At 65.5% G+C, this 23648-nt stretch carries 19 protein-coding genes and 2 pseudogenes; 7 read left to right on the forward strand and 14 right to left on the reverse strand.

Translation table 11 applies throughout. The features are described 5' to 3' along the window. Window positions 1-115: 115 nt before the first annotated feature. From ACVIGA_RS18940 to ACVIGA_RS18955, 4 genes are all read right to left on the reverse strand, one after another. Complete coding sequence (locus ACVIGA_RS18940; protein ID WP_456667537.1) at window positions 116-943, reverse strand: ABC transporter permease; 828 nt, start codon at window positions 941-943, stop codon at window positions 116-118. Then, window positions 936-1709: an ABC transporter ATP-binding protein gene (locus ACVIGA_RS18945; protein WP_456667538.1), complete on the reverse strand. Its 774-nt coding sequence runs from the start codon at window positions 1707-1709 to the stop codon at window positions 936-938. The genes ACVIGA_RS18940 and ACVIGA_RS18945 overlap by 8 nt, the downstream gene beginning before the upstream one ends. Window positions 1710-1874: 165 nt before the next feature. Continuing rightward, on the reverse strand, window positions 1875-2879 hold the full coding sequence (locus tag ACVIGA_RS18950; RefSeq protein WP_456667539.1) for an ABC transporter substrate-binding protein: 1005 nt from the start codon (window positions 2877-2879) through the stop codon (window positions 1875-1877). Window positions 2880-2891: 12 nt separating this feature from the next. After that, window positions 2892-4253: an FAD-dependent oxidoreductase gene (locus tag ACVIGA_RS18955; RefSeq protein WP_456667540.1), complete on the reverse strand. Its 1362-nt coding sequence runs from the start codon at window positions 4251-4253 to the stop codon at window positions 2892-2894. Window positions 4254-4371: 118 nt separating this feature from the next. Between ACVIGA_RS18955 and ACVIGA_RS18960 the strand changes: the two genes are divergently transcribed. Together ACVIGA_RS18960 and ACVIGA_RS18965 are read left to right on the forward strand one after the other, a co-directional pair. After that, window positions 4372-5256: a LysR family transcriptional regulator gene (locus tag ACVIGA_RS18960; protein ID WP_375781283.1), complete on the forward strand. Its 885-nt coding sequence runs from the start codon at window positions 4372-4374 to the stop codon at window positions 5254-5256. Between the two features lie 75 nt (window positions 5257-5331). Beyond that, the gene (locus tag ACVIGA_RS18965; RefSeq protein WP_456667541.1) at window positions 5332-5583 is read left to right on the forward strand and encodes a hypothetical protein; all 252 of its coding nucleotides are present in this window, start codon (window positions 5332-5334) and stop codon (window positions 5581-5583) included. 15 nt (window positions 5584-5598) lie between these two features. Here ACVIGA_RS18965 and ACVIGA_RS18970 read toward each other — a convergent pair whose 3' ends face one another. Next, window positions 5599-6399 (reverse strand): enoyl-CoA hydratase-related protein, encoded by an 801-nt coding sequence (locus tag ACVIGA_RS18970; RefSeq protein WP_456667542.1) that lies wholly within the window; start codon window positions 6397-6399, stop codon window positions 5599-5601. Window positions 6400-6566: 167 nt separating this feature from the next. Between ACVIGA_RS18970 and ACVIGA_RS18975 the strand changes: the two are divergent. Both ACVIGA_RS18975 and ACVIGA_RS18980 read left to right on the forward strand, forming a co-directional pair. Then, a pseudogene (locus ACVIGA_RS18975) lies at window positions 6567-7543 on the forward strand (ketopantoate reductase family protein). Between the two features lie 39 nt (window positions 7544-7582). Next, on the forward strand, window positions 7583-8362 hold the full coding sequence (locus ACVIGA_RS18980; protein WP_456667543.1) for an SDR family oxidoreductase: 780 nt from the start codon (window positions 7583-7585) through the stop codon (window positions 8360-8362). Window positions 8363-8462: 100 nt separating this feature from the next. Here ACVIGA_RS18980 and ACVIGA_RS18985 read toward each other — a convergent pair whose 3' ends face one another. Together ACVIGA_RS18985 and ACVIGA_RS18990 are read right to left on the reverse strand one after the other, a co-directional pair. Next, window positions 8463-9197, reverse strand: a complete 735-nt coding sequence (locus ACVIGA_RS18985) for an aspartate/glutamate racemase family protein (RefSeq protein WP_456667544.1) — start codon at window positions 9195-9197, stop codon at window positions 8463-8465. A 73-nt stretch (window positions 9198-9270) separates the two neighbouring features. Beyond that, window positions 9271-9951 (reverse strand): alpha/beta hydrolase family protein, encoded by a 681-nt coding sequence (locus ACVIGA_RS18990; protein ID WP_456667545.1) that lies wholly within the window; start codon window positions 9949-9951, stop codon window positions 9271-9273. Between the two features lie 273 nt (window positions 9952-10224). Here ACVIGA_RS18990 and ACVIGA_RS18995 point away from each other — a divergent pair, with 273 nt between their 5' ends. Next, a complete protein-coding gene (locus tag ACVIGA_RS18995; RefSeq protein ID WP_456667546.1) occupies window positions 10225-12060 on the forward strand; it encodes a di-heme-cytochrome C peroxidase in 1836 nt (611 codons plus the stop codon). A 15-nt stretch (window positions 12061-12075) separates the two neighbouring features. Here ACVIGA_RS18995 and ACVIGA_RS19000 read toward each other — a convergent pair whose 3' ends face one another. The 3 genes from ACVIGA_RS19000 to ACVIGA_RS19010 form a co-directional block, all read right to left on the reverse strand. Continuing rightward, on the reverse strand, window positions 12076-13545 hold the full coding sequence (locus ACVIGA_RS19000; protein WP_456667547.1) for an FAD-binding oxidoreductase: 1470 nt from the start codon (window positions 13543-13545) through the stop codon (window positions 12076-12078). 9 nt (window positions 13546-13554) lie between these two features. Next, entirely contained in the window at window positions 13555-14643 is a 1089-nt protein-coding gene (locus ACVIGA_RS19005) for an FAD-dependent oxidoreductase (protein WP_456667548.1), read from the reverse strand. A 196-nt stretch (window positions 14644-14839) separates the two neighbouring features. Beyond that, window positions 14840-16384: an aspartate ammonia-lyase gene (locus ACVIGA_RS19010; protein WP_456667549.1), complete on the reverse strand. Its 1545-nt coding sequence runs from the start codon at window positions 16382-16384 to the stop codon at window positions 14840-14842. Window positions 16385-16727: 343 nt separating this feature from the next. Between ACVIGA_RS19010 and ACVIGA_RS19015 the strand changes: the two genes are divergently transcribed. Continuing rightward, on the forward strand, window positions 16728-17420 hold the full coding sequence (locus ACVIGA_RS19015; RefSeq protein ID WP_456670841.1) for a hypothetical protein: 693 nt from the start codon (window positions 16728-16730) through the stop codon (window positions 17418-17420). Window positions 17421-17713: 293 nt separating this feature from the next. Here ACVIGA_RS19015 and ACVIGA_RS19020 read toward each other — a convergent pair whose 3' ends face one another. Then, a complete protein-coding gene (locus ACVIGA_RS19020) occupies window positions 17714-18487 on the reverse strand; it encodes a tetratricopeptide repeat protein (protein ID WP_456667550.1) in 774 nt (257 codons plus the stop codon). A gap of 298 nt (window positions 18488-18785) precedes the next feature. Between ACVIGA_RS19020 and ACVIGA_RS19025 the strand changes: the two genes are divergently transcribed. Beyond that, window positions 18786-20033: a glycosyltransferase family 87 protein gene (locus ACVIGA_RS19025; protein WP_456667551.1), complete on the forward strand. Its 1248-nt coding sequence runs from the start codon at window positions 18786-18788 to the stop codon at window positions 20031-20033. On the opposite strand, the gene ACVIGA_RS19030 is transcribed toward ACVIGA_RS19025, so the two are convergent. From ACVIGA_RS19030 to ACVIGA_RS19040, 3 genes and pseudogenes are all read right to left on the reverse strand, one after another. Further along, window positions 20014-20760 carry an SDR family oxidoreductase gene (locus tag ACVIGA_RS19030; RefSeq protein ID WP_456667552.1) on the reverse strand — a complete coding sequence of 249 codons (747 nt, stop codon included), beginning with the start codon at window positions 20758-20760 and terminating at the stop codon, window positions 20014-20016. The two genes, ACVIGA_RS19025 and ACVIGA_RS19030, sit on opposite strands and share 20 nt — an antisense overlap. After that, window positions 20760-22146: pseudogene (locus ACVIGA_RS19035) on the reverse strand (FAD-binding protein). The gene ACVIGA_RS19030 and the pseudogene ACVIGA_RS19035 overlap by 1 nt, the downstream one beginning before the upstream one ends. Before the next feature lie 2 nt (window positions 22147-22148). Beyond that, window positions 22149-23555 carry a UbiA family prenyltransferase gene (locus tag ACVIGA_RS19040; protein WP_456667553.1) on the reverse strand — a complete coding sequence of 469 codons (1407 nt, stop codon included), beginning with the start codon at window positions 23553-23555 and terminating at the stop codon, window positions 22149-22151. Window positions 23556-23648 lie beyond the last annotated feature (93 nt).

Genomic DNA, 23648 nt, shown 5'->3' on the forward strand with positions numbered 1-23648 from the left:
TCTCGATTGGTTGGACGCGCTGGGGCCCCAGCTTTTCCCAACAACCACGCCCTGTGGTTATGGGTCCCGGCCTCCGCCGGGACGACGGCAGGGATTGTGGCCGGCAGCGTGGCCGTCACCGCCAGTGCAGCAGCCTCACCTCGAGCAGGTTGATCAGCCTCCCCACCACGAGCCCGAACAGCGACAGGATCACGACGCCGGCGAGCAGCTGATCGGTCTGCATCAGATTGCCGGCCTGCAGCACGAAGGCGCCGATGCCGTATTGCGCGCCGATCATCTCGGCGCTGACGACGAGCAACAGCGCAACCGACGAAGTGATGCGGAAGCCGGCGAGGATCGAGGGCAGCGCGCCCGGCCAGATCACGCGGCGCACGATGGCGTGGAACGGCACGTTGAAGCTCTGCGCCATCCGGATCAAATTGCGCGGCACCGCATCGACGCCGCTATAGACCGAGATCGCGGTCGAGAAGAACACCCCGAGCGCAATGGTCGCGATCTTCGGCTCCTCGCCGATCCCGAGCCACAGGATAAGCAGCGGCAGCAGCGCGATTTTCGGAATCGGAAACAGCGCCGAGATGAAGGTGATGCCGACGCCGCGTGCCATGGTCGACAGCCCGATCGCGAAGCCGACAATGACGCCCGCTGCCGTGCCGATGATCCAGCCGGTGCCGATCCGCATGATCGACCACGACAAATGCAGCCACAGCGCCCCCGACATCGCGAGCTTATAGATTGCGATCGCGATCGCCGACGGTGCCGGCAGGAACAGCGGGTTGACCCATCCTGAGCTGCCGGCAAGCTGCCAGAGCGCGATGACGAGCGCGAGTGCGATCCAGCCGGCATGACGGCTGCCGCCAGACGTAAAGCCGGCGCCGCGAAACGCGACCGGCCGCGTCGCTTCCACCGATTGATCCTTCGTCTCCTGCGGTGCGCGATCAAGCATGCTGGACCTCGCGCTCGGCATCGATCGCTTCCTTGCGGATCAGCGACCACAACTCGCCCTGCAAGACGGCCATCTGCGCACGGGCATCCGGCGCGCCGCGCTCGGCGCGCGTCATCGGGATGGTCACGATCTCCCGGATGCGGCCGGGGCGGCGCGACAGCACCACGACGCGGTCGGCCAGCCGCACCGCTTCCTCGAGGTTATGCGTGACATAGACTGCGCCCATCGCGCCGTCGGCAAGCAGGCCGACGAAATCCTCCATCAGGAGCTCGCGGGTCTGCGAATCCAGCGCCGACAGCGGCTCGTCCATCAACAGAATCGCCGGACGAACCGCGAGCGCCCGCGCGATGCCGACGCGCTGGCGCATGCCGCCGGACAGCTGCTTCGGATAGGCCGCGCGAAAGTCCGAGAGCCCGGTGCGGCGCAGCGCATCGTCGATCACAGCGCGGCGCTCGCCGGCGCTCAAGGCCGCGTGCAGCAGCGGAAACGCGACGTTCTCCTCGACCGTGTTCCACGGCAGCAGGGCAAAGTCCTGAAACACGAAAGTCAACGGATTGAGGCTGCCGGCCGGCGGCGCGCCGCGCAGTTCGGCGGCGCCCGCAGATGGCCGCAGCAGGCCGCCGAGAATCGACAGCAGCGTGCTCTTGCCGCAGCCGGACGGCCCGACGATCGCGACGATCTCGCCGGCCGAGACCTGGAAGGAGACATCGTCGAGCACGTCGAGCGCGCCGAAGCGATGGCTGATATGGTCGGCGATCAGGTCCATGGCGTTACAAACTCGCTACCAATCCCGTCACCCTGAGGAGCCGCGCAGCGGCGTCTCGAAGGGTCGACGGCCCGGATGCATCAGCTCGGCCGTCGCCCCTTCGAGACGCGCGCAAGTGCGCGCTCCTCAGGGTGACGGTGATAGAGTTGTGCGCGCCGCCCGACATCAATCCGCCTTCACATAGTCCTTGGCGATGATCCCGCTCGCATCAAAGCCCTTGTCGACGAAACCCTGCCCTTGCAGCCATTTGATCTGGTTGTCGAGGTTCTTCACGTCGAGCTTGCCGTCGGGATCGATATAGGCGCAGTTGCCGACCACCTGCTCGACCGGCAAATTGGTGTATTTGGCGATGATCTCGAGCAGCGGTTTTGTCTTGTCGTTGATCGGCGCCACGCCGTCCTTGATCGCGGTCAGGATCACGTCGTGATATTCGTGGTCGGCGCGGGTAAGCGCGGTAAGCAGCCTGGTCACCAATGCGGCGTTGGTCAGCGTCTTCGGCGAGGCGAAGATGGCCCCGAGTTGCCATGGCGTCTCGTCGCCGACCCAGCCCAAAAGTTTCGCGCCGTTGGCATCGATCAGCGTCCGCGCGGTCGAGACCGGCAACAGCGCGGCGTCGACGGTTTCGCCCTTCAGCGCCGCGGCCGCATTCGACAGCGATTGCAACGGCACGATCTTCACGTCGGACAGCTTGAAGCCGTATTTGTCGGCGAGCAGGCCGAGCGAATAGTGGAAGCTGGAGCCGACCTGGGTCACCGCCACGCGCTTGCCGGCGAGATCCTTCGGGGTCTTGAGACCGCTCGCATAGGCGTTGTTGCTGGCGAAATAGCCGATCAGGGGATACCCGGCCTTCTCGCGGCTCATGCCGCCGATCACCTTCAGCGTGCCCTTGCCGGCGAGATTGTAGAGGCCTGCGGTGACGGCCGTGACGCCGAAATCGACGTCGCCTGATGCGGTCGCGACTGCGATCGGCTGCGCCGCGTCGAAGAACTTCAGCTCGACGTCGAGCCCGGCATCGCGGAAATAGCCCTTGTCCTGCGCGATGAACACCGGCGCCGAGGATGACAGCCGCAACACGCCGATCTTCGCCTTCAGCAGATCATCGGCCCGCGCGATGCCGCTCGCGGCCCACACCAGGAGACCCGCGAGTGCGAGCCGCGCCCAACCCTTCATTGCCGTCTCCACTCATAATCCTTCAGGCACGGCCCGATCGCGGCCGATGAATGCGCCCTGCTTGCCAAGCTGTTGTTGCAACTTTTCGACGGAAATGTCGCGCGGAATCGTATTGCCCGACAGCGCCAGCGCGGCGGCGGTTCCGGCCGCCTCGCCCATCACGAAACAGGCACCGGAGACGCGCGCCGCCGATTGCCCCTCATGGGTCATCGAGGCGCAGCGGCCGGCGACCAGCAGATTATCGACGCCATTAGGCACCAGCATGCGGTAAGGCAATTCGTTGTAGCCGCGGCTTTCCGGAATCGGCGGAAACTCGAAGATCACGTCGCCCGGCACGTGGGATTCCTTCGGCCAGCCATTGACGCCGATCGAATCCTCGAACGAAGCACACCCCAGCACGTCCTCGCCGGACAGCATGTAGCCGCCGATCACGCGCCGCGTCTCGCGGATGCCGAGCTGCGGCGGCAGATCGACGATGTAGGAATTCTCGAAGCCCGGCACCGTGCGCAGGAACTTGAAGGCCTCGACCGCCTGGCGGCGGCCCTCGATCTCGCCGCGCGTCATGTCGTCAGGATCAATACCCGAAATGGCGCCGCCATCGCTTCGCGTCACCTGGGTGAAATTCACCCGCCATTCGATCTGCGATTTCTGCGGCCGCACGATCGCGGACTTGCGCGGGAATTTATGGGTGCCGGCGGCCTCGGCCTCCGCCATCAGCGCCGGGATCGTCCGCCACGCATCGCCCGCTTTTGCCGGATCGATGCCGTTGAGGCGGAACATCATCGAAGGGTAGAGCATGCCGCCTGCATTATCGCCGACCTCATAAGGCGCGCCGGCCCACACCGCGAGATCGCCGTCACCGGAGCAGTCGATGAAGATGCCGGCTCGCACCGCCCGCCGGCCGGCCTTGGTCTCCACCATCAGCGCGCGGATGTGCGCGCCATCCATGACGACGCCGGCGCCGAGCGCGTGGAACAGGATATCGACCTTGTGATGCGCCAGCAGATCATCCGCCGCGATCTTGTAGGCCGCGGTGTCATAGGCCTGCGCAAGGATCTTGCCGAGGATCAGATGCGGCGCGTTCAAGCCCCCGAGCCGGTCGATCCGCGCCAAGAGATCGGAGGCGATGCCCTGCACCACGCGGTGCATCTCGCCGAAGATGTTGGCGTGCAGCCCGCAGAAATTCGTCACGCCCGCCGCGGTGCCCATGCCGCCGAGAAAGCCGTAGCGCTCGATCAAGAGCGTCCGTCGCCCGGCCCGCGCCGCGCCGACCGCTGCCGCGATGCCGGCCGGACCGCCGCCAAGCACCACCACGTCATATTCGCCATAGACCGGGACCTGTCGCGCAGGTTCTTCGATCGTGCTCATCAGCATCATTTCCGCCCTGAACAAAGTTGATTGGGCCAACTATGAATTGATGCGGATTGCAGTACAATCCACCAAATTATGTAATCAGCTTTCGCGAATCGAGAAAGGCTATTGGGAAGCGCGGATGGATACGCTGGTCAATCTCGAAGCCTTCCTCGCCACCGCCGACGCCGGCGGCTTCTCCGCCGCGGCGCGCAAGCTCAACGTCGCGACGTCGGTCGTCGCCAAGCGCGTGACCCAGCTCGAGGAGCGGATCGGCACCGCGCTGTTCCACCGCTCGACCCGTCAGTTGCGGCTGACTGAGGCCGGGCAGCAATATGTCCATCGCGCCCGCGGCGTGGTTGCCGATGTCGGCGATCTCCTGTCGCGGATGGGCGAGAAGCAGCGCGATCTCACCGATCATCTGCGCGTGAAGGCGCCGACCTCGCTGACGGTGGCGCGGCTCGCCGATGCCTTCACGACCTTTCAGAAGCAGAACCGAAGCGTGAAGCTCGAGATCGTGATGATCGACCGCCCGGTCGATCCGGTGACCGAAGGCTTTGACATCGCGATCGGCGCTTTCCCGCATTCCTTCGGCGGTGTCGTCGACGAGCCGCTGTGCCGGCTGCCGCGGCTGTTGTGCGCTTCGTCCGCGTATCTAAAGAAGCACGGCACGCCGAAGCATCCACGCGACCTGGTCGATCATCGCTGCCTCAGCTTCTTGCCGACCGGACCGGAATGGCCGTTCGAGGGGCCGCGCGGCCGCATCAATGTCCAGGTCCGCCCGATTCTCTCCTCGAACGAGGGCCGGGTGCTGACGCAAAGCGCGATCGCCGGCAACGGCATCGCGCTGCTCTCGCATTATCTGGTCGCGGATGCGCTGCGCGACGGCGCCTTGCAGCCGATCCTCGCCGAGTTTCCGATCCCGGAACTATGGGTGAAGGCCGCCGTTCCCGAGCGCCGCATCAATGCCGCCGCGGTGCAGGCGCTGCTGAAGACATTGAAAAAGTCGCTGGCGCAATCGCTTTGACACGACCGCAGTCTTGCCCCCTGCACGCCGACCTGAGACAAGGACGGATAAGGATCGCCCGCTTTGAAACTCCTGATGTCAGTGTCGCTTGGTCTCATCATCGCCGCCGGGCCGGCGGCGGCGATCGAAACGTGCCGGTTCATCGAGGCCAAACCGGAACGCGAGGCCTGCTACCATCGCCAGGAGCAGGAGCTGGCGGCCAAGCGCAAGCCCGAGCCGTCGATCACCCAATCGAGCGAATCGAAGACGTTCGATCAGTTGCAGCAGATGCGCCGCGACGACGAAGAGGTCTATCGCAGCATGCGCGGCATCTGCCGCGGTTGTTGAGCTGAGCGGCCGGGCTTATGCCCCGCCGCCGCCCCACCGGCCCGCGCGCTTCTCGGCAAAGGACGCAAGCCCTTCGGCCGCCTCGGCGGTCTGCCGCTTTGCCGAGTGCAGGTGGACGAGGCGCTTGTAGGCTTCATCGTCGACGCCCATGCCGCCGAATGAGCTTTCCATCGCGAGCTTCTTGGTCTCGGCCATCGCATCCGGCGCGTTGCCGAGCAGCTGCTCCACGACCTTGGCCCCTGCGCTCTCGAGATCGGCCAGCGGCACCACCTCGTGCACGAGGCCGATGCGCCGGGCGTCCTCGGCGCCGAAACGTTCGCCGGTCAGCGCGTAGCGGCGCACCTGGCGCACGCCGATGGCGTCGCAAAGCTGCGGGATGATGATCGCAGCGGTGAGGCCCCAGCGCACCTCGGTGATCGAGAACAGCGCATTGTCGGCCGCGATCACGATATCGCAGGCCGAGATCACGCCGGTGCCGCCGCCGAAGCAGCCGCCCTGCACCAGCGCCACGGTCGGCACCGGCAGCGTGTTGAGGCGCTGCACCGCCTCGAAGGTGGCGCGCGACGCCGCCTCGTTCTCCTCCGATGATTTCGGCCGCACGCCGTTGATCCATTTCAGGTCGGCGCCGGCCTGGAAATGCTTGCCGTTGCCGTTCAGCACGACGACGCGCACCGGCTTGGTCGAGAGATCGTCGATCGCGGCGAGCACGCCCGCAATCAGCGCGCCGTCATAGGCGTTGTTGACCTCGGGCCTGTTCAGCGTGACGGTCGCGACCCCGCGCGCATCGAGGCTCCACAGGACTGGGTTGGCCGACATGACGTTTCTCCCTCGTTCGGCATTACTCTTGGTGCCACTATGGCGAGAGGCGATGGCTTGATCCATCACTTTCGAGCGCGCGCGGCCGCGCCGCATGCAAGGCGGGTTGCGCGATGCCCTGCGCTTGTGGAAACTGACGCGACACGTTGCAAGGATTTGTTCCACCCATGCGTATTTGCATTTTCGGCGCGGGCGCCGTCGGCAGCCATTTTGCGGTTCGGCTGTCACGCGCCGGCCACGATGTGTCCTGTGTGATGCGCGGGCCACATCTCGACGCGGTTAAATCCAACGGCTTGACGCTGAAGGTCGGCGGTACCAGCGTCACTGCGAAGGTAAAGGCGTCGGCCGATCCTGCCGAGCTGGGGACGCAGGATTTCGTCATCAGCACGCTGAAGGCGACCGGCATCGGCGCGCTCGCAACCGGGCTGCCGCCGCTGCTTGAACGCGACACCGCCGTCGTGTTCGCGCAAAACGGCATTCCCTGGTGGTACGATCTCGGCCTGCCGGCGCAGCATCCCGCGATCCCCGATCTCGGCTTCCTCGATCCCGGCGGACGCCTGCGCGCCGCGATCCCGAAAGAGCGGATCGTCGGCGGTGTGATCTTCTCCTCCAATGAGGTGATCGCGCCCGGCGTCGTGGCGAACCTGACGCCGGACCGCAACCGCCTTCTGATCGGTGAATGCGACGACCGCCGGAGCGAACGCATCGCCAATCTGCGTGCGGCGCTCAACGACGCCGCGATCGAATCGCCCGAGGTCAAGGAGATCCGCGAGACGATCTGGTCGAAGCTATTGACCAACATGTCGATGTCCGTGCTCTGCCTGCTGACCGGGCTGACCGCGCGCGCCGTCCGCGACGATCCTGCCATGCAGGACGTGATCCCGCGCCTGCTCGACGAGGCCAATGCGGTGGCGACACGCACTACATTTCCGCGGTCAAGCGCGTCACCCGCTCAGGGCCGGCGCCGGACCACAAGCCGTCGATCCTGCAGGACTACGAGCTCGGCCGCGCCATGGAGATCGATGTGCTGGTGCGCGCCCCGGCGGCGTTTGCCCGCGCGGCCGGCCTTCCGACCCCGATGCTCGACCTGATGGCCGCGCTCGCGATCCAGAAGGCGCGTGACAAGGGGCTCTATCAGGGCTGACAATCCGAACACGACGATCTCAAGCGGGGACATCGAACCATGCAAGTGAAGGACAAGGTCTGCGTCGTCACCGGCGGCGCGAGCGGGATCGGCGAGGCGGTGGCGCGGGCCTATGCGGAGGCCGGCGCGCGCGGCGTCGTGGTCGCCGATCTCAAGACCTCACGCGACCGGCTCGCCAGCGTCGCCGGCGATATCGACGGGCTCGCGGTCACCGCCGATGTCGGGCTCGAGGAGGACGTCAAGGCGCTGATCGCGGCGGCCGAGGACAAATATGGCCCGGTCGACGTGTTCTTCTCCAATGCCGGGCTGTCGCGCAAGGGACAGGAGGCCGCGTCCGATGCCGACTGGGATGTGAGCTGGCGGGTGCATGTGATGAGCCACGTGTTCGCGGCGCGCGCGCTGGTGCCCGGCATGCTCGCGCGCGGCTCCGGCTATCTCATCAACACCGCATCGGCCGCGGGGCTCTTGGCTTCGCTGAACTCGATGCCTTACGGCGTAACCAAGAACGCCGCGGTCGCGCTCGCCGAACACCTCGCCATCCAGTATGGCGATCGCGGCATCCGCGTCTCCGTGCTCTGCCCGCAATCGGTGCAGACGGGAATGAGCACGCCGGGCCCGAGCGCGGCGCGCGTCGACGGCGTGCTGCAGCCCGGCGAAGTGGCGCGGATGGTGATCGAGGCGATGGCCGAGGAACGTTTCCTGATTCTCTCGCATCCCCAGGTGCAGGAATACATGCAGCGCAAGGCCAACAATCGCGAACGCTGGCTGTCCGGCATGCGTCGCCTGCGCGACCGGATCTATGGCGGAGCGGCGTCATAAATCCGTCTCCCCGTCATTGCGAGGAGCGACAGCGACGAAGCAATCCATTTCTCCGTGTGCGGCGCCATGGATTGCTTCGCTTCGCTCGCAATGACGGCGGTTAGTCCTCTGGAACCGGCGCGAATCCTTCGAGCAGCCCCGCGTACTTTTTCGCTCCAGGCGAAGCGTAAGCGCCACGGCGCGACGTCGTCAGCTTGAGGCCGGCGAGCGCTTCCGCCTGCTTCACCGCGGCGGCCACACCGTCCACGACAGGCACACCGAATTGCACTGACAGCTCATTTGCAAGATCGGCCATGCCGGCGCAGCCGAGCACGATAGCGTCGGCGCCGTTTTCCAGCGCCCGCGCGATCTCCGCTTCCAGCTTGGATTTTGCGCCCGAACCCGGTTTCTCCAGATCGAGCACCGCGACGTCGCAGGCGGTGACCACAGCGCGGTCGGCAAAGCCGTAGCGGCGGACCAGCTCCTCGAGCGGCACGATCGAGCGCGGCAGCGTGGTGACGATGCCGATGCGCTTTGCGATCTGTCCGGCCGTGACCAGCGCCGCTTCGCAGATGCCGACCACCGGATAGCGCGCCGCCGACCGCGCGGCATCGAGCCCGGTGTCGTCGAAGCAGGCGATGATGCCGGCATCGGCGTCGGGCGTCTTCAGCAGTGCCTCGATCAGCCCGGGAACGGCGAACGCCTCGTCATAGAAGCCTTCGATCGAGGCGGGTCCCATCGCCGATGTGACGGCCACGATCTCGGTGTCATCGGCGGCAACCGCCCGCGCGGCAGTGGCGATGGTCGCAGTCATCGACGCGGTGGTGTTGGGATTGACGATCAGGATTTTGGTCATGGATCGAGATTAGTAGCCCGGATGCAGCGAAGCGCAATCCGGGACGGTGTCACAGGCGGAACGCCGTGCCTGCTCACGAATGCTTCGCGACCCAGGCCGCGAAGGCATCCAGCACCTCGGCCATCACCTCGCGGTCGTTGCGGCCGGAGCGCTTCAGGACATGAAAGGAGTGATCCGCTTCCTGCACCAGATGCAGCGTCGCCCGCGCGCCGAGCCCCTTCACCACAGGCTCGAGCAAGTCGAGCTCGGCCAGCGCGTCGCGCGTGCCCTGCAGGAACAGCATCGGGATCTTGACCTCGGCGAGATGTTTGGCCCGCTCGCTCGACGGCTTGCCGGCTGGATGCAGCGGAAAGCCGAGGAACACCAGCCCGCGCACGCCGTCGAGCGGTGCTTTGGCCTGCGCCTGCGAGGTCATGCGTCCGCCGAACGACTTGCCGCCGGCAAACAGCGGCAGTTCGCCGCAACGGCGCGCGGCCTCCGCGACCGCGGCGCGCGCCGTCGCCTGCGCGACGGCGGGCGGATCGGGCCGCTTGCTGCCCTGCTCCATGTAGGGAAACTGATAGCGCAAGGTCGCGATGCCGCGCTCGGCGAGGCCGACCGCAATCGTCTCCATCGAGGCATGGGTCATGCCGGCGCCAGCGCCATGCGCGAACACATAGGCGCTACGGGCCTGCGCCGGGCGCAGCAGCAGTGCGGACACTGAGTTGTCGCCCGAAACCGTGATCGTGAGCGGTTGTGCACTTGGCGCGTTCAAGATGATATCTCGAAGAATTGTTGCTCCGCCATTTCTAGCGGCAGGCCGCCATGCGCGCAAATGCCGCCGAGGTGAACCCGCGCAAGTGAACTGGCTCACAGCCAATCAATATTTCCTTTGCAATATTTCCTTGGCAACATTTCCGTTGTTAGACCAAGAGCCGCCACTGTAGGATGGCATACAGCGCATCACACGCTTAACGCGAACCAGTTTCGGCGATTTTTAATATCTCATCCATATGACGCGCGGGTACCGCGAATTGGGGGACGGGGCATGCCTCGCAAGACGATCTTCTTCATCGGCCTGCTGATTGTCGCCGGCGTCCTCTACTTCAAGGACGATATCGAGACGGTAGTGAGCGGCTTCCATGTCAAGGTCGTCGACTACCAGCCGCCGGCAAAGACGGTGTGGCTGGATCAGAATGTCAGCGCCGAACGGCTGCGCTGGTTCTACCACGCCGACCAGGGCACGCGGACTTTCGGCATTCCCCTTGAATGGTTCATGGCGCTGGAGCAGCCGACGGTCTGGCCACTGCTCACTGCGGCACCGCGGCTCAGCGAGACCAATTATCTCGGCCGCTTCGGCTTTATTCCCGACACCGTGATTCCGGGCAGCCCCGATGCGCTGCCGATCGGCTTTGCGCCGAGCGGCCCGATGGCCGACGCCAACGGCGCACCGTGGCGCAATCCGCATAGCAAGGCCGACATGAACGGGGTCGGGCTGACCTGCTCCGCCTGCCACACCGGAAGCTTCAGCTATCGCGGCACCGAGATCGTGATCGACGGCGGGCCCGCCAACACCAATCTGTTCGAATTCCAGAAGGGCGTCGGCGTCTCGCTGCTGCTGACCCGGTTCTGGCCGGGCCGCTTCGCGCGCTTTGCCGACGAGATCCTCGGCAAGGACGCCACCGTTGACGAACGCATGGCCCTGCGCGGCCAGCTCGATCTCGTGCTGAAGCAATACGCCAACATCAATGCGCTGGAGACCAAGGTCGCCGCCAACAGCGTCGAGGAAGGCTATGCGCGGCTCGACGCGCTGAACCGGATCGGCAACCAGGTGTTCTCGATCGACCTGAACAATCCGAACAACTACGCCGCACATTCGGCGCCGGTGCATTTCCCGCGGATCTGGAACGCGCCGTGGTTCAGCTGGGTGCAGTATGACGGCTCGATCATGCAGCCGATGGTGCGCAATGCCGGCGAGGCGCTCGGCGTCAGCGCCGAGCTCAATCTGCTCGACGAGTTCAGGGGCCTGTTCAAATCGAGCGCGCGGGTCGACGTGCTGCACGAGATGGAGCGGATGATCGCCGGCGAGCCGCCTAGCGAGGACAAGGGCTTCGGCGGCCTGGCGTCGCCGAAATGGCCGGAGAATATCCTGGGACAGATCAACATGGATCTCGCGAAGAAGGGCGGCGAGCTCTACAAGACGCATTGTCAGGGCTGCCACGGCCCGGCGATCGACAGCAAGGCGCTGCCTGCCAGCGAAGCCTTTGCGCTGTTCAAGGACAAAAAGCGCTGGATCAAGAACGACGCCGGCCAGCCGCTGCTCGACGTCGAGATGATTCCAATCAGCCATATCGGGACCGACAGCGCGCAGGCCGAAGGCCTCAAGAGCCGCACGGTCGAGACGCCGGCCAATCTGAACATCAAGGACGGCGGATTCGGACCCGCGCTCGGCGAACTGGTCGAGAAGACCGTCGACACCTGGTACGACCAGAACAAGACCCCGCCGGAGGACCGCAAGCGCATCAACGGCTACCGGCCGAACGAGATCCAGGCGCCGCTCGCCTACAAGGTCCGGCCGCTCAACGGCATCTGGGCGACCCCGCCCTACCTGCACAACGGATCGGTGCCGTCCATCTACGCGCTGCTGTCGCCGGTGAAGGATCGTCCCGCGACCTTCTATCTCGGCAACCGGGAGTATGATCCCAAGGATCTCGGCCATGTCTGGAAGGACAACATCAAGAACGCCTTCGTGCTCGACACCAGCAAGCGCGGCAACAGCAATTCCGGACACGAGTTCTCGAACGAGAAGCGCACAGGCGTGATCGGGCCGGAGCTGAAGGAAGACGAGCGCCGCGCCCTGATCGAGTTCATCAAGACGCTTTGAGCTTCGGCCAGCTCCTCATGCCGTCGGCACGCTGAGCGGCACGCTCTGGGCGTGGCGGAACAAATCATCGGGATCATATTGCTGCTTCACCGCGACCAGGCGGGCGAGGTTGTCGCCCCAGTAGGCTGACGCATAGTCGTCGAGGTCGAGATCGCAATAATTGACGTAGGACGCGCCCGGCATGAAAGGGCGCATCGCCGCATAGACCCTTGCGACGTCAGCGAGATGCGCCGCGGTGTCGGCGGATCGGCTCCAGCTCGAGAAATACTGGATACAGTACTGCGTGCCGGCGCGGCGCGGGAATGCAGTGGCGTCGGCGGCAACATCGGCGATCCGACCGCCGTAGGAATCGCACAGCAGCACGATGCCGCCCGGCGCGATCGGCGCGACCGCCGCCATCATGGCTTCGATGCCGTCAGAGGCGAGCGGCGTCAGCACATAGTCCGACTTCGCCTTCATCAGCACCGACTCGTAGGCGAGCGGTCCGGCAAAGTGCTTGACCGCATCGAGGAAGGCGAGCGATTGCACCGACAGCGCCGATGACGGCGGTCGCACCGCCGTCAATCGCCGGAGCTCGCTGCGCAGCTCGCTCTCGCTGCCGACCGACTGGCCAATGCAGCGCATCGTGATCAGGCCTTGGCCGGCCGGGCCGACCTTCATGATCGAGGTGATGTTCGACGGCGCATTCGGCGCCCAGTCCTGCCAGGCGGCGAACAATTGCGCGGCGTGGGCCTGCGACAGTTTCCAGGAGACACCGAACACCCGCGCGGTCTTCAAGGGAAACACCTCGATCTTGAACTCGGTCGCGATGCCGAAGCTGCCACCGCCGCCGCCGCGGCAGGCCCACCAGAGGTCCGGCTCCGATGTCGCATTGGCCTGCAGCACACGCGCCTGGGCGTCGACGACATTCGCTTGCAGCAGGCCGTCGCAGGTCAGTCCGTGCGAGCGCGCGAGCAGGCCATGGCCGCCGCCGCTGAGATGGCCGGAGATGCCGACGGTTGGGCAACTCCCTGCCTGCAGCGCGAGGCCCTGGGCGGCCAACGCGGAATAGAGCGCATACAGCGATACGCCGGAGCCTGCCGTGACGAGGTTCGAGGCCTTGTCGACCACAATCTGCTGCAATCCGCGCACGTCGATCGCAACCCCGGACGATTGCGACAGGCCTTCATAGGAATGCCCGCCGCAGCGAACCGCGAAGCTCAATCCATTGCTGCGCACCCAGTCGACCATCACGGCAACCGCGTGCTCGGTCTTGCAGACTGCACGCAACGCCGGCGCCAATTGCCTGCGCTTGCTCGCGGCAGGCAGGTAATCCGCATAGTGCGCGTCCTGCGGCCGCAGGAACTGAACGTCGGTCGCCGGCAGGTTGGGCAATGGCGGCAGCGGTGCCACGGCCTCCGCCGGCGGCGCGGCGATCTCGGCGGCGGCGGCGGCAACCGGCGCATCGGAGGGCAAGAACTCGCCGACGCGAAGCGGATGTTCCATGGCGCCCCCTCAGACTTCGGGAATTGCCGGGTTGACGATCGGCGCGTGGACGGGGTTGTGGATATGGATGTCGGGCAGCGGCCTCGCCGGTGCCTTGCCGAACAGCGAGGCGATGTGATCGACGAGGCCATGGCACACCGCCTTGTCCGGGGTCTCGTTGTTGACGCCGGGCTCGAAGGTGCCGCCGATCACGACGTGGTCGCTGCGCGGGAACAGGTAGCCGTTCTGGCCGTAGAGGTATTGCAGCGCCGGCTGCGGCCGCAGCAGCGCAAGCTGTCCCTTGATCGGCATCATTTTGGTGTCGCTCCACAGCGTCATCGATCCGAGCCCAGTGCAGTTGACGATGATCGGCTGCGGCACGCTGGCCAGGATATCCGAACGGTTGACGAACCGCTTCGACACGAAGCTGACGCCGCGCTGGTCAAGGTCGGCCTTCAGCCTGGCGAGCAGGACCGGCGGCTCAATCAGCAAGGTCTGGTAGACGAAGCCGGGCTTGGTGTGGTGCGCGAACGGCAAGCGCTGCAGCGACTGCCGCGGCGGGATCAGGCCGGGCGCGAGTTGCAGCACGATGTCGAGATTGTGCGCGCGCGTCGCGGTGTAGTTCGGCCGCTCGAACACACCGAACCCCTGCCCGATCCGATCCTTGAACGCACGATAGGCGCTCTTGATGATGTCGGTGAGCTCGCGTTCCTTGCCGGCGAATTCCACCACCGAGACGGCCCACTGGCCGCCGGCCTTGGCGGAGGTGGTCTCGAGCGGCACGCGATCCGAATAGACCGTGACCTTGAGCCCGAGATCGAGCAGCAATGTCGCGGCGGTCAGACCCATCACGCCGGCGCCGAGCACGGCGGCTTCGGTGACCCCACGGCTTGCGGCCAGATGATCCCTGACGATGTCGCGGACCTTCGCGGCGCAGCCGAAACTCAGCGTGATGCCGGCGCCGCCATGGCCGTAATTATGCACGATGAAGCTCTGCGAGATGGTTTCGGCATCGAGCCGGTACGATCCGTTGCGATAGGGCCGCACGCCGGCAATGCAGGCGCCGGGCTGCTCGGGATCGAAGGCGAAATCTGGCGTCGGCAGGTTGGGCGTGGCCATGGCAAACCTCGCAATCCCTATGCCGCGGGCGCGGTAAGTCGATTATCTAAAGTTGCTTCATCGTATCATACATCTCCAATGGACGTGTGACCGGCTTCACAAGGCGTCATCACGGACCCGTCGGCATGCGGCCGGCGGGTCCGTCCTGCAAGGGTCAAAATGGATGTTCGTCGGGCGGGATCGGTAACGCCTGCTCTCAACTTTCCTTCAACTTCGGCACGGGCTGACGGCGCGCCGGGCGGGTCATGGCTTCGAGCTCGAGCAGCTGGTTGAGCTGCTCCTCGGTCAGCAGCTTTTCCTCCAGCACGATATCGGCGACCGAGCGGTTCTCCTTCAGCGCGCGGCGCGCCACGCGCGATGAGGCCTCATAGCCGAGCGCCGGCGCCAGCGCCGTGATCAGGCCGATCGAGCCCTGCACCAGGCTGCGGCAACGCTCGCGGTCGGCCTCGATGCCGTCGACACAGCGCTTGGTCAGCGTATCGATCGCCGCCGTCAGCATGCGCAGCGAACTCAGCACGCAATAGCCGATGGTCGGCTCGAAGGCATTAAGCTGGAGCTGGCCGCCTTCGGCGCACATCGTCACCGTGAGATCGTGCCCAATCACGAGGAAGGCGACCTGGTTGACCACCTCCGGAATCACGGGGTTGACCTTGCCGGGCATGATCGACGAGCCGGCCTGCACCGCAGGCAGGCGGATTTCGCCAAAGCCGGTACGTGGCCCCGATGACAGCAGACGCAGGTCGTTGCAGATCTTCGACACCTTCACCGCGACGCGCTTCAGCACGCCGGAGAACAGCACGAAGGCGCCGAGGTCGGAGGTCGCCTCGATCAGGTTCGAGGCCAGCACCATGGGCTGGCCCGACAGCCGCGACAGCTCCTCGACCGCAAGCGCCGCATAGCGCGGATCGGCATTGATGCCGGTCCCGATCGCAGTGGCGCCGAGATTGACCTCGCGGAACAGGCTCGAAATCTCGTTCAATCGCGCGACGTCCTCCTTCACGGTGGCGTGGAAGGCGTCGAACTCCTGGCCGAGCGTCATCGGCACCGCGTCCTGAAGCTGGGTGCGGCCCATCTTCAGGACATCGGCGAACTCCACCGCCTTGCCCTTGAAGGCGTAGGCGAGGTCATCGAGCGCGCGCACCAGCGGCTGGGTGGCAAAGATCACCGCGAGCCGCAGCGCGGTCGGATAGGCGTCGTTGGTCGACTGCGCCATGTTGACGTCGTCGTTCGGATGCAGCGTGTGATAATCGCCGGGCTTCTTGCCCATCAGCTTGAGCGCGACGTTGGCGATCACCTCGTTGGCGTTCATGTTGGTCGAGGTCCCGGCGCCGCCCTGGATCGCATCGACGACGAAGGACTCGGCATAGACCTTGTCGGTCGCGATCTGGATGCAGGCCTTGTCGATCGCATCGGCCTTTTCCGGCGCGAGATAGCCCAGGCGCTTGTTGGCGCGGGCGGCCGCCTGCTTCACCAGCGCCAGCGCGCGCACGAATTCCGGGAAATGGCCGACCGGCACGCCGGTGATCGGAAAGTTCACCACCGCGCGCTTGGTGTGGATGCCCCACAGCGCATTGGCCGGCACCTCGTCCTCGCCGAGCAGATCGTGCTCGGTGCGGGACTGCGCCTGCTCGATCGGCACGGTACGGACGGTCGCGATTGCGAGCTCGCTGACGCTGCTACTGTCGCCGGAGGGTGGCGCGGCACCTGCAGTGTTGGCGGTCTCAACCTTCGATTCGGCCATCGGTCCCTCCGTTATCTGCTGCAAATCTCGTCGTCAGCGACACCAGCCATGATGCGCCCGACAGGCATCGAAAGCCAATGCCTATCGGCAAAGTCTTGCACATCGGCGAATGGAAAGACGCATCAAAACGGGATCGGCCTGCGCGCGACACGCGAAATTGAGGAGTTACCTTATCCGTCATGATAACAACAACTTATAGCTCAAGGCCGCGGCTAGCCCCGCGCGCGATGCGGCTGCTTTCTCCGCCCCGTCATCGCGTGCTAGATCAGCATCGACTGGCGCAAGGGCGCTGCCGACACCGAACGAACCAAGGGCCAAAACCGTGTCCAACAACAACGAAGCGATGACCATCAAATTCCGCTGCCCGGCGGAGCTCGAAGGCAAGATTCCGCCGCCGGTGGCTGCGTCATTGGGTCTTCCCGGATGGCTCAAGGCGATGCCGACGCAGGCCTTCAATGCGATGAGCAATCGCGAGGAGGATACCGTCAAGCGCTGCCCGCCATTCATCGACGCGATGACGTCCGGCTTCCTGATGCCGCTGATCTGCGACCTCAAGATCGAGAATGGCGAGATGACATGGGACAACGACCTTCCGTCCGGAGGTGTGCTCGAATTCCCGCGTTCGCCTGTCGGATTCCACGACGAGAGCCAGGTGATCGGCTCGCCGCTGTTCGAACAGGACCGCTTCGTGATCAAGTTCGTCAATCTGTGGACCATCGAGGCGCCGGTGGGCTACTCGCTGTTCTTCACGCATCCGGTCAATCGGTTCGATCTGCCGTTCACCACGCTGACCGGCATGGTCGATTGCGATCAGTTTCACGACAGCTGGATTCATTTTCCGGCGCGCTGGCACGACACCAATTTCAGCGGCGTGCTGCCCAAGGGCACGCCGGTTGCGCAATGCTTCCCGGTGAAGCGCGAGAACTGGGTCGCGCAGACCGCGGCGATGACACCGGATGAAACATCGCGCGCACAGGACCTGTCCAACCGGATGGCCCGCGAGCCCGGACTCTATCGCCGCCAGTTTCGAACGTAGATCGGAGCGCACGAGACAGCGTTCGGGACGGCTCCCTCCATTCGTAGTCCCTGCTACGCTGGAGTCCCGTCATCCTGAGGAGCCGCGAAGCGGCGTCTCGAAGGATCGACGGCCACCAGTGGGGCCGTGCATCCTTCGAGGCTCGCTCCGCTCGCACCTCCAGCGACAAAGGCGAAGCCTTTGCGCGGGGATGACGGGTGAGCTCTTGATTCAACTGTCAAACGGCAGAGTCGGTGTCATCAAGATGAGGTTGCGGCTTCGCAGTCTCGCGACATGATTTGCCCGAGCCTTGTTCAGCTCAGAAATTTCGCAGCCGCGCTGGGACGGAAGAAGAAGCGGCCGTGCGATGCCATGGCCAGCGCGGACGTGGTGCGGCCGATCATTTGCGGCCGGCCGCGCAACGCCAGACGCAGATTGGCCTCGCCGGCAGCGCGGTCGCCCATTTCGAGGAGACAGGCGGAGAAGCTGGTCCGCGTCAGGGGATCGTCGGGGCGCTGCGCCAGCACCTGACGGTAGAGATCCGCCGCAGCCGCATATTCGCCATCGAGCAGCAGCACACGCGCGAGCGCGGCCAGGATATCCGGATGTCCCGGCACCGCCGTGCGAAGCTTCTCCAGAATCTCTCGCGCGCGGCCGCGCTCATTGCGATGGGGCAAGAGCTGCGCGAGCAAGAGCAGCAACTCGACGCTGCCGGGCGCGAAAGCAAGCGCGCTCTCGACGACGGCAACCGCCTCGTCGATGCGGCCGGCCGCGCCCAATTGTCCTGCCAGCCCCTGAAATGCGGGCAGGAACGGTGGCCGCCGCGCGGTGGTTCGCCGCAACAGATCGATCGCCTCGCTGCGCCGACCGGCACCGCCGAGCGCCGCGCCGAGCAGGGTCTCAATGCCGGGATCCTCGACGCGGCGCGCGGCGCGCTCGAGCGGCGCGATCGCCTCCTCGTTGCGGTTCTGGGCCATCAGCGCCCGTGCCAGGATCGAGGCCGCGCCGACATCGGTCCGGTTTGCCTTCAACACCTCCGCCGCCAGCCGCTCGGCTTCGACGACCTGCCCCATCTGCAAAGCGACCATGGCGCGGTGCAGAGCCGGCGGTGGGCTGGGCTCGCGATTGGAAGGAGGCGGAGGTTTCGGCATGCTGCCCGTCATGAGGTGGTTGTCCCAGCCGTTATCACCGCCGCCGACGGAGCTCCAGCGAAAGTCGCACCCCTGCACCAAGATACCGCCCGGTTCCGACAACGCCGGCACGGGCCGATGTGATGCGTCCCTGCGGCTGTCAGGCGACCGACGCCGAACCGCGCTCTCCTGCGCGATTTTTCGACTACTTAACCTATTCGACCTAGCCTGCATTGCCGAAACAGGGCCCGGCTTGATGTTCGCAACTACCCTCGAAGCAATTCGGTCGACCACGTCGAAGCGGACCGCCTATATCCGCGGAATCCTCGCGCTTCTGATCATCGCCATCGTCTTCAAGGCGGTGTGGCTCGCTCAAGTGGGGCTCGGGCATGGCCGCGAGCTCGTCGACTTTGCCGCCTTCTACATCACCGCAAAGCTGGTGTGGCTGGGCACCGTGGATCAGGCCTATCAGTTCGCGAAGCTCATCGTCATCCAGAAGGAGGCATCGGGCGGGCACGATGGCTTCATGTCGTGGACCTATCCGCCGCAGTTCAGCCTGCTGCTGGCGCCGTTCGCGCTGATCCCGGTCGGGATTGCCTATTTGCTGTTCGCGGCCTCGACGCTGACGCTTTACCTTGCCGTGCTGCGCCGTCTCGCCGGCAACAACTTTGTGCTCGTGCTGATCGTCTTCTTTCCGACGATCGGGATCACCCTGGCATGCGGGCAGAACGGCCTGCTGACGGCCGCGCTGATCGGAATGGTCTGCCTGTTCTTTGAAGAGCGGCCGATCCTCGCCGGGGCCGCCCTCGGTCTGATGATCATCAAGCCGCATCTCGCCATCGCGTTCGCGGTCTACGCCATGCTGCGGCGTTCCTGGAGCGTCGTGACCACGGCCGCCGCAGTCGTGCTGATCAGCTCAGCGATCTGTACGGCGGTTTTCGGTGTGGAGGTCTGGAGCGCGTTCCTGCAGAGCGTGCGCGATTCGTCGGTGTTCCTGGAGCAAGGGAATTACCCGATGCATCGCATGATCTCGATCTATGCCGCGTTACGAACCGCAGGGATGTCTGCGTCGGCAGCATTTGTCGCCCAGGGCGCCGTCGCGGTCCTGGCGCTTGCCGTCGTTCTCATCGCCGTTTACCGGACGATGCCGGCACGCGAGCGCCTCGGCCTCGTCGCGATCGTATCGGTCTGCATCAGCCCCTACGCCTACGACTACGACTTTCTGATCTTCAGCGTCGGCCTGGCGCTGCTGTTGCCGGCGCTTCTGGCGAGCGCGCGTGAGTGGGAACGAGGTATCATCTACGCCTTGCCGATTCCGATCGGTGCGTTTGGCTACCTGGCGCAGATGACGACCGCTCACCCGGGCGCGCAGTCACTCGGCATGCTCTTGATCGGCGGCTTTGCGATCGTCCCCTTGATCGCGCTCATTGTCGGCATTCTGCTGCTGCGCAGCTCAGGAACGGAAGCAATCAGCGAGGCCAACGTCAGATGCGCATCCGCTTGAAGATCGGCTCCGGCAGCGCGCAGATGATCGTCATCACCAGCCAAAATCGCTTGGCCACATAGATCACATCCCGCGGCCTCGTCACGTCGGCGCGGTAGATATCCTCCGCAACCCGATCCGGCTCGACGGTCAGGGGCGCCGGCAGCTTCATATGCGCCGTCATCTTGGTGCGCACGAATCCGGGCTTGACGGTGACGACGCGGACCCTGCCGGCGAGCGCCAGGCGGTTGCGCAGGCCGGACAGGAATTGCGTGAAGCCGGCCTTGGCCGCGCCGTAGTAATAGTTCGACGCCCGCCCGCGATCGCCGGCGACTGAGCTGACCCCGACGATCGTTCCCGAGCCGCGCGCCGCGAAGGCTTGCGCGAACTGTTCGAGCAACAGGCTGGGTGCCTCGAAATTGGTGCGCATGATTGTCGTCGCAAGCTCGGGATCGGTCTGGGCACGCAGCTGATCGCCGAGTTCTCCGACAACGCACACGACGGTGTCGGGGAGCGCGGACAGGCCGGCGACGAAGCCGGCAAGCTGTCCGGTCTGCAGCACGTCGAGCGATTGAACCGTTGTGTCGACGCCGCTTCGCGTCCTGATATCGTCGGCGTTGCGCTGCGCGGCCGCAAGATCGCGGGCGGCGAGCGTCACGCGCCACCCCTCCTTCGCATAACGCAGCGCCGTCGCGTGCCCGATGTCCGAGCTGCCGCCAATCACCAGAATTGATTTTGTGCCGGTCATCAAATTCCAAGCCGTTCTGAAAGATGGGAGGCAAGGCGCGTGGTCGCCCCGGTCTGCCGGCGGATGTCGCGCAGGGCCGCAAGGCCGGGATATCCGGATTCGAATGTCGCGCGGGATTGCCGCGCGTCCTTGGCGAGATAGAGCCGGCCGCCGGCATCGACCACAAGCGCGTCGAGCTGGTCAAGAAACGCGAACAGCGTGTCGCTGACGGGAAAGTCCATCGTCAGGGTATAGCCGCGAAGCGGAAACGACATCGGCCCGCCGCCATCGCCGAGCTGCTTGAGCACCGCAAGAAACGACGCATCGCCGCGCCGGGACACCCGATCCAGGATGTCGGCAAGCACGCGGCGCGCGCGCTCGAGCGGGATCACGCATTGATACTGCACGAAGCCGCGCCGGCCGTAGATCCTGTTCCAATCGGAGATCGCATCGAGCGGAAAGAAATAGGGATCCCAGTGCACGAGGCGCTGTCTGCCCTGCTGCGCAGCACCGCGGCGGAAATACAGCTCGTTGAACACCCGCATCGATGTGCGATTGAGCAGCCAGCCGGGAAACAGCTCCGGCACCGAGAGCCGCTGCGTGCGAGGGCTGGGGAAACGGCGCGAGGCCGGGCCCCAGCATATCCATGTCGCGGCGCGTGGCGTGCTCGGCCAGATAGACCAGCGACCGCCCCAGCGCTGCGCCGCGCGCAAGGCAATCGATCCAGGCCACCGAATAGGTGGAGGAGGCGCTGTTTTCCAGCTGATCGATCGCCGCATCGAGATTACCGGCGACGCGCGTATCTTGCCGCAGCCAGGCCGTCTCGACCGGGAGCAGTTGCAATGTCGCGTCGAGGATCATGCCGGTCAGGCCCATGCCGCCCAGCGTCGCCGCGAACAGCGCGGCGTTTTCCGACCTCGAACAGGAAACGATCTCACCGCCCGGCAGCGCAAGCCGAAACGAGTCGACGATCATGCCGAAGCCGCCGTCGCGATGGTGATTCTTGCCATGAACGTCGGCTGCGATCGCGCCGCCGACCGTCACGAATTTCGTGCCCGGCACGACTTTCAGGAAGAAGCCGCGCGGCTCGAACGCAGCAAGAATGTCGGCGATGGTCACGCCGGCTTCGACCGTCAATTGGGCCGTTGCGGCATCGAAGCTTCGCATCCGGTTCAGGCCGTGCGACGAGATCGTGGCTTGCGTGCCGATCGCCGCATCACCATAGGCGCGGCCCGCGCCGCGCGCGATGACACCGGACCGCCCGAGCAGATCATTGCGCGCGGCTGCGGGCGTATGTGGAGCCAGTAGTTCGGTCGACCCCTTGGGATAGTTGCCCCAGCCGGAGAGGCAAATCTCGCCCGGATTGGAGGTCGCTGTCGCGCGTCCTGGCAAGGCAGCCGCCGGCATCGCTAGATGGCGGCGAGCATGACGACGCCGATCGCGCCAAGCGCGACCCAGCTGGCGCGATCCCGCAGCGCGAACATCACGGGATCATCATCGATCAATCCGCGCTGCGCGAACAGCATCACGCGGCCGATCCAGTACATCAGGATCGGACAGCAGACCCAGAGCAGTTGTGGGTGGCTGTAGAGCGCGCGAACCGTATCGGAGGAGATGTAGAGCGTGAAGATCACGACGGCGTTGAAGCCCGACGCGGCCGCGAGGATCGCGACCATCGACTTGTCTTCGATCCGATAACCGCGCGCCGCGAGCACCGCGCCGTCCGGCTGGCTCGCGAGCTCGATATGGCGCTTCACCAGCGCCAGCGACATGAAGATGAACAGCGAGAACGCGAGCAGCCACTCCGACATCGGCACGCTGATCGCGACCGCGCCGCCGATCACGCGAACGGTGTAAAGCGTCGCCAGCACGACGACGTCGACGATCGCGATGCGCTTGAGCCACAGCGAATAGGAGGTGGTCAGCGCGAAATAACTGAGCAGGACGCCGGCGAACCCGACCGATATGCACAATGCGATCGCGAACGCGGCGACCAGCACCAGCGCCATCGCGCCGGCAGCTTGCGTCGCGGGGACGGCGCCGCTTGCGATCGGGCGGTTGCGCTTGGCCGGATGCGCGCGGTCGGCCTTGATGTCGAGAATGTCGTTCAGGATGTAGGCGGCCGACGCACAGAGCGAGAATGCGATCAGCGCAAACAGCGACGTCGCCGCCGACCCGAATGCGAACTTGTGCGCGGTCAGCAGCGGCACCAACACGAGGGCGTTCTTCGCATATTGATGCACCCGAAGCAGCTTCACCCAGCTGCGCAAACCAGCCGGCGCGGGTGCAGCCGCGGCGGATCGACCGGTGCGCACCACGCGTGACGCGAAGCCGGGCAGCGCAACCGCTTCGCTGCCGATGTAGTCGAAGCCCTGCAAGAGCGCGGGCGGCAGGTCTTCGCCCTGTGCCGGCGACCGGCCGTCCGGTGCGGCAGCCCAGGCCGTGAAGACGCCGAGATGCTGGGCAACAGCGCTGACGAACGGCTCGGGATGGGTTTCCGAACAGAGATACACCGGACGACCTTCGCCCAGCACCTGCAAAAGGAAGGTCACGGCGTCGTGGTCAAACCGTGCGCGGGATGGATCGAAGCCGGATGCATCAGCAACACGCGCTGCCGGCCCAAGCGCAGCGGCAATCGCCGTGGTGACGGCGCGAAAGCGGCCGGTCAGCGCGGAAGCGATATTCGCCGGGAAGGAGCTCTCCGGAACCATCACCTCGTCGACATCGACGACGAGCGGCCGGCCCTTCGAACGCAGCGGATCGCGCAAGGCGTCGCTGCGGCCCTGCTCAACCCATTCTGGAACGCTGGCTCGCATGCGCGCGGTCTTCCGGTGGCCCCCTCCCCATTGTCCCGGGCTTTCCCTAATTTGGGGTGAACTGAGGGGGCGGACGCCCGGCAGACCGTGCCG

This window comes from Bradyrhizobium sp. USDA 3240, from assembly GCF_054063295.1.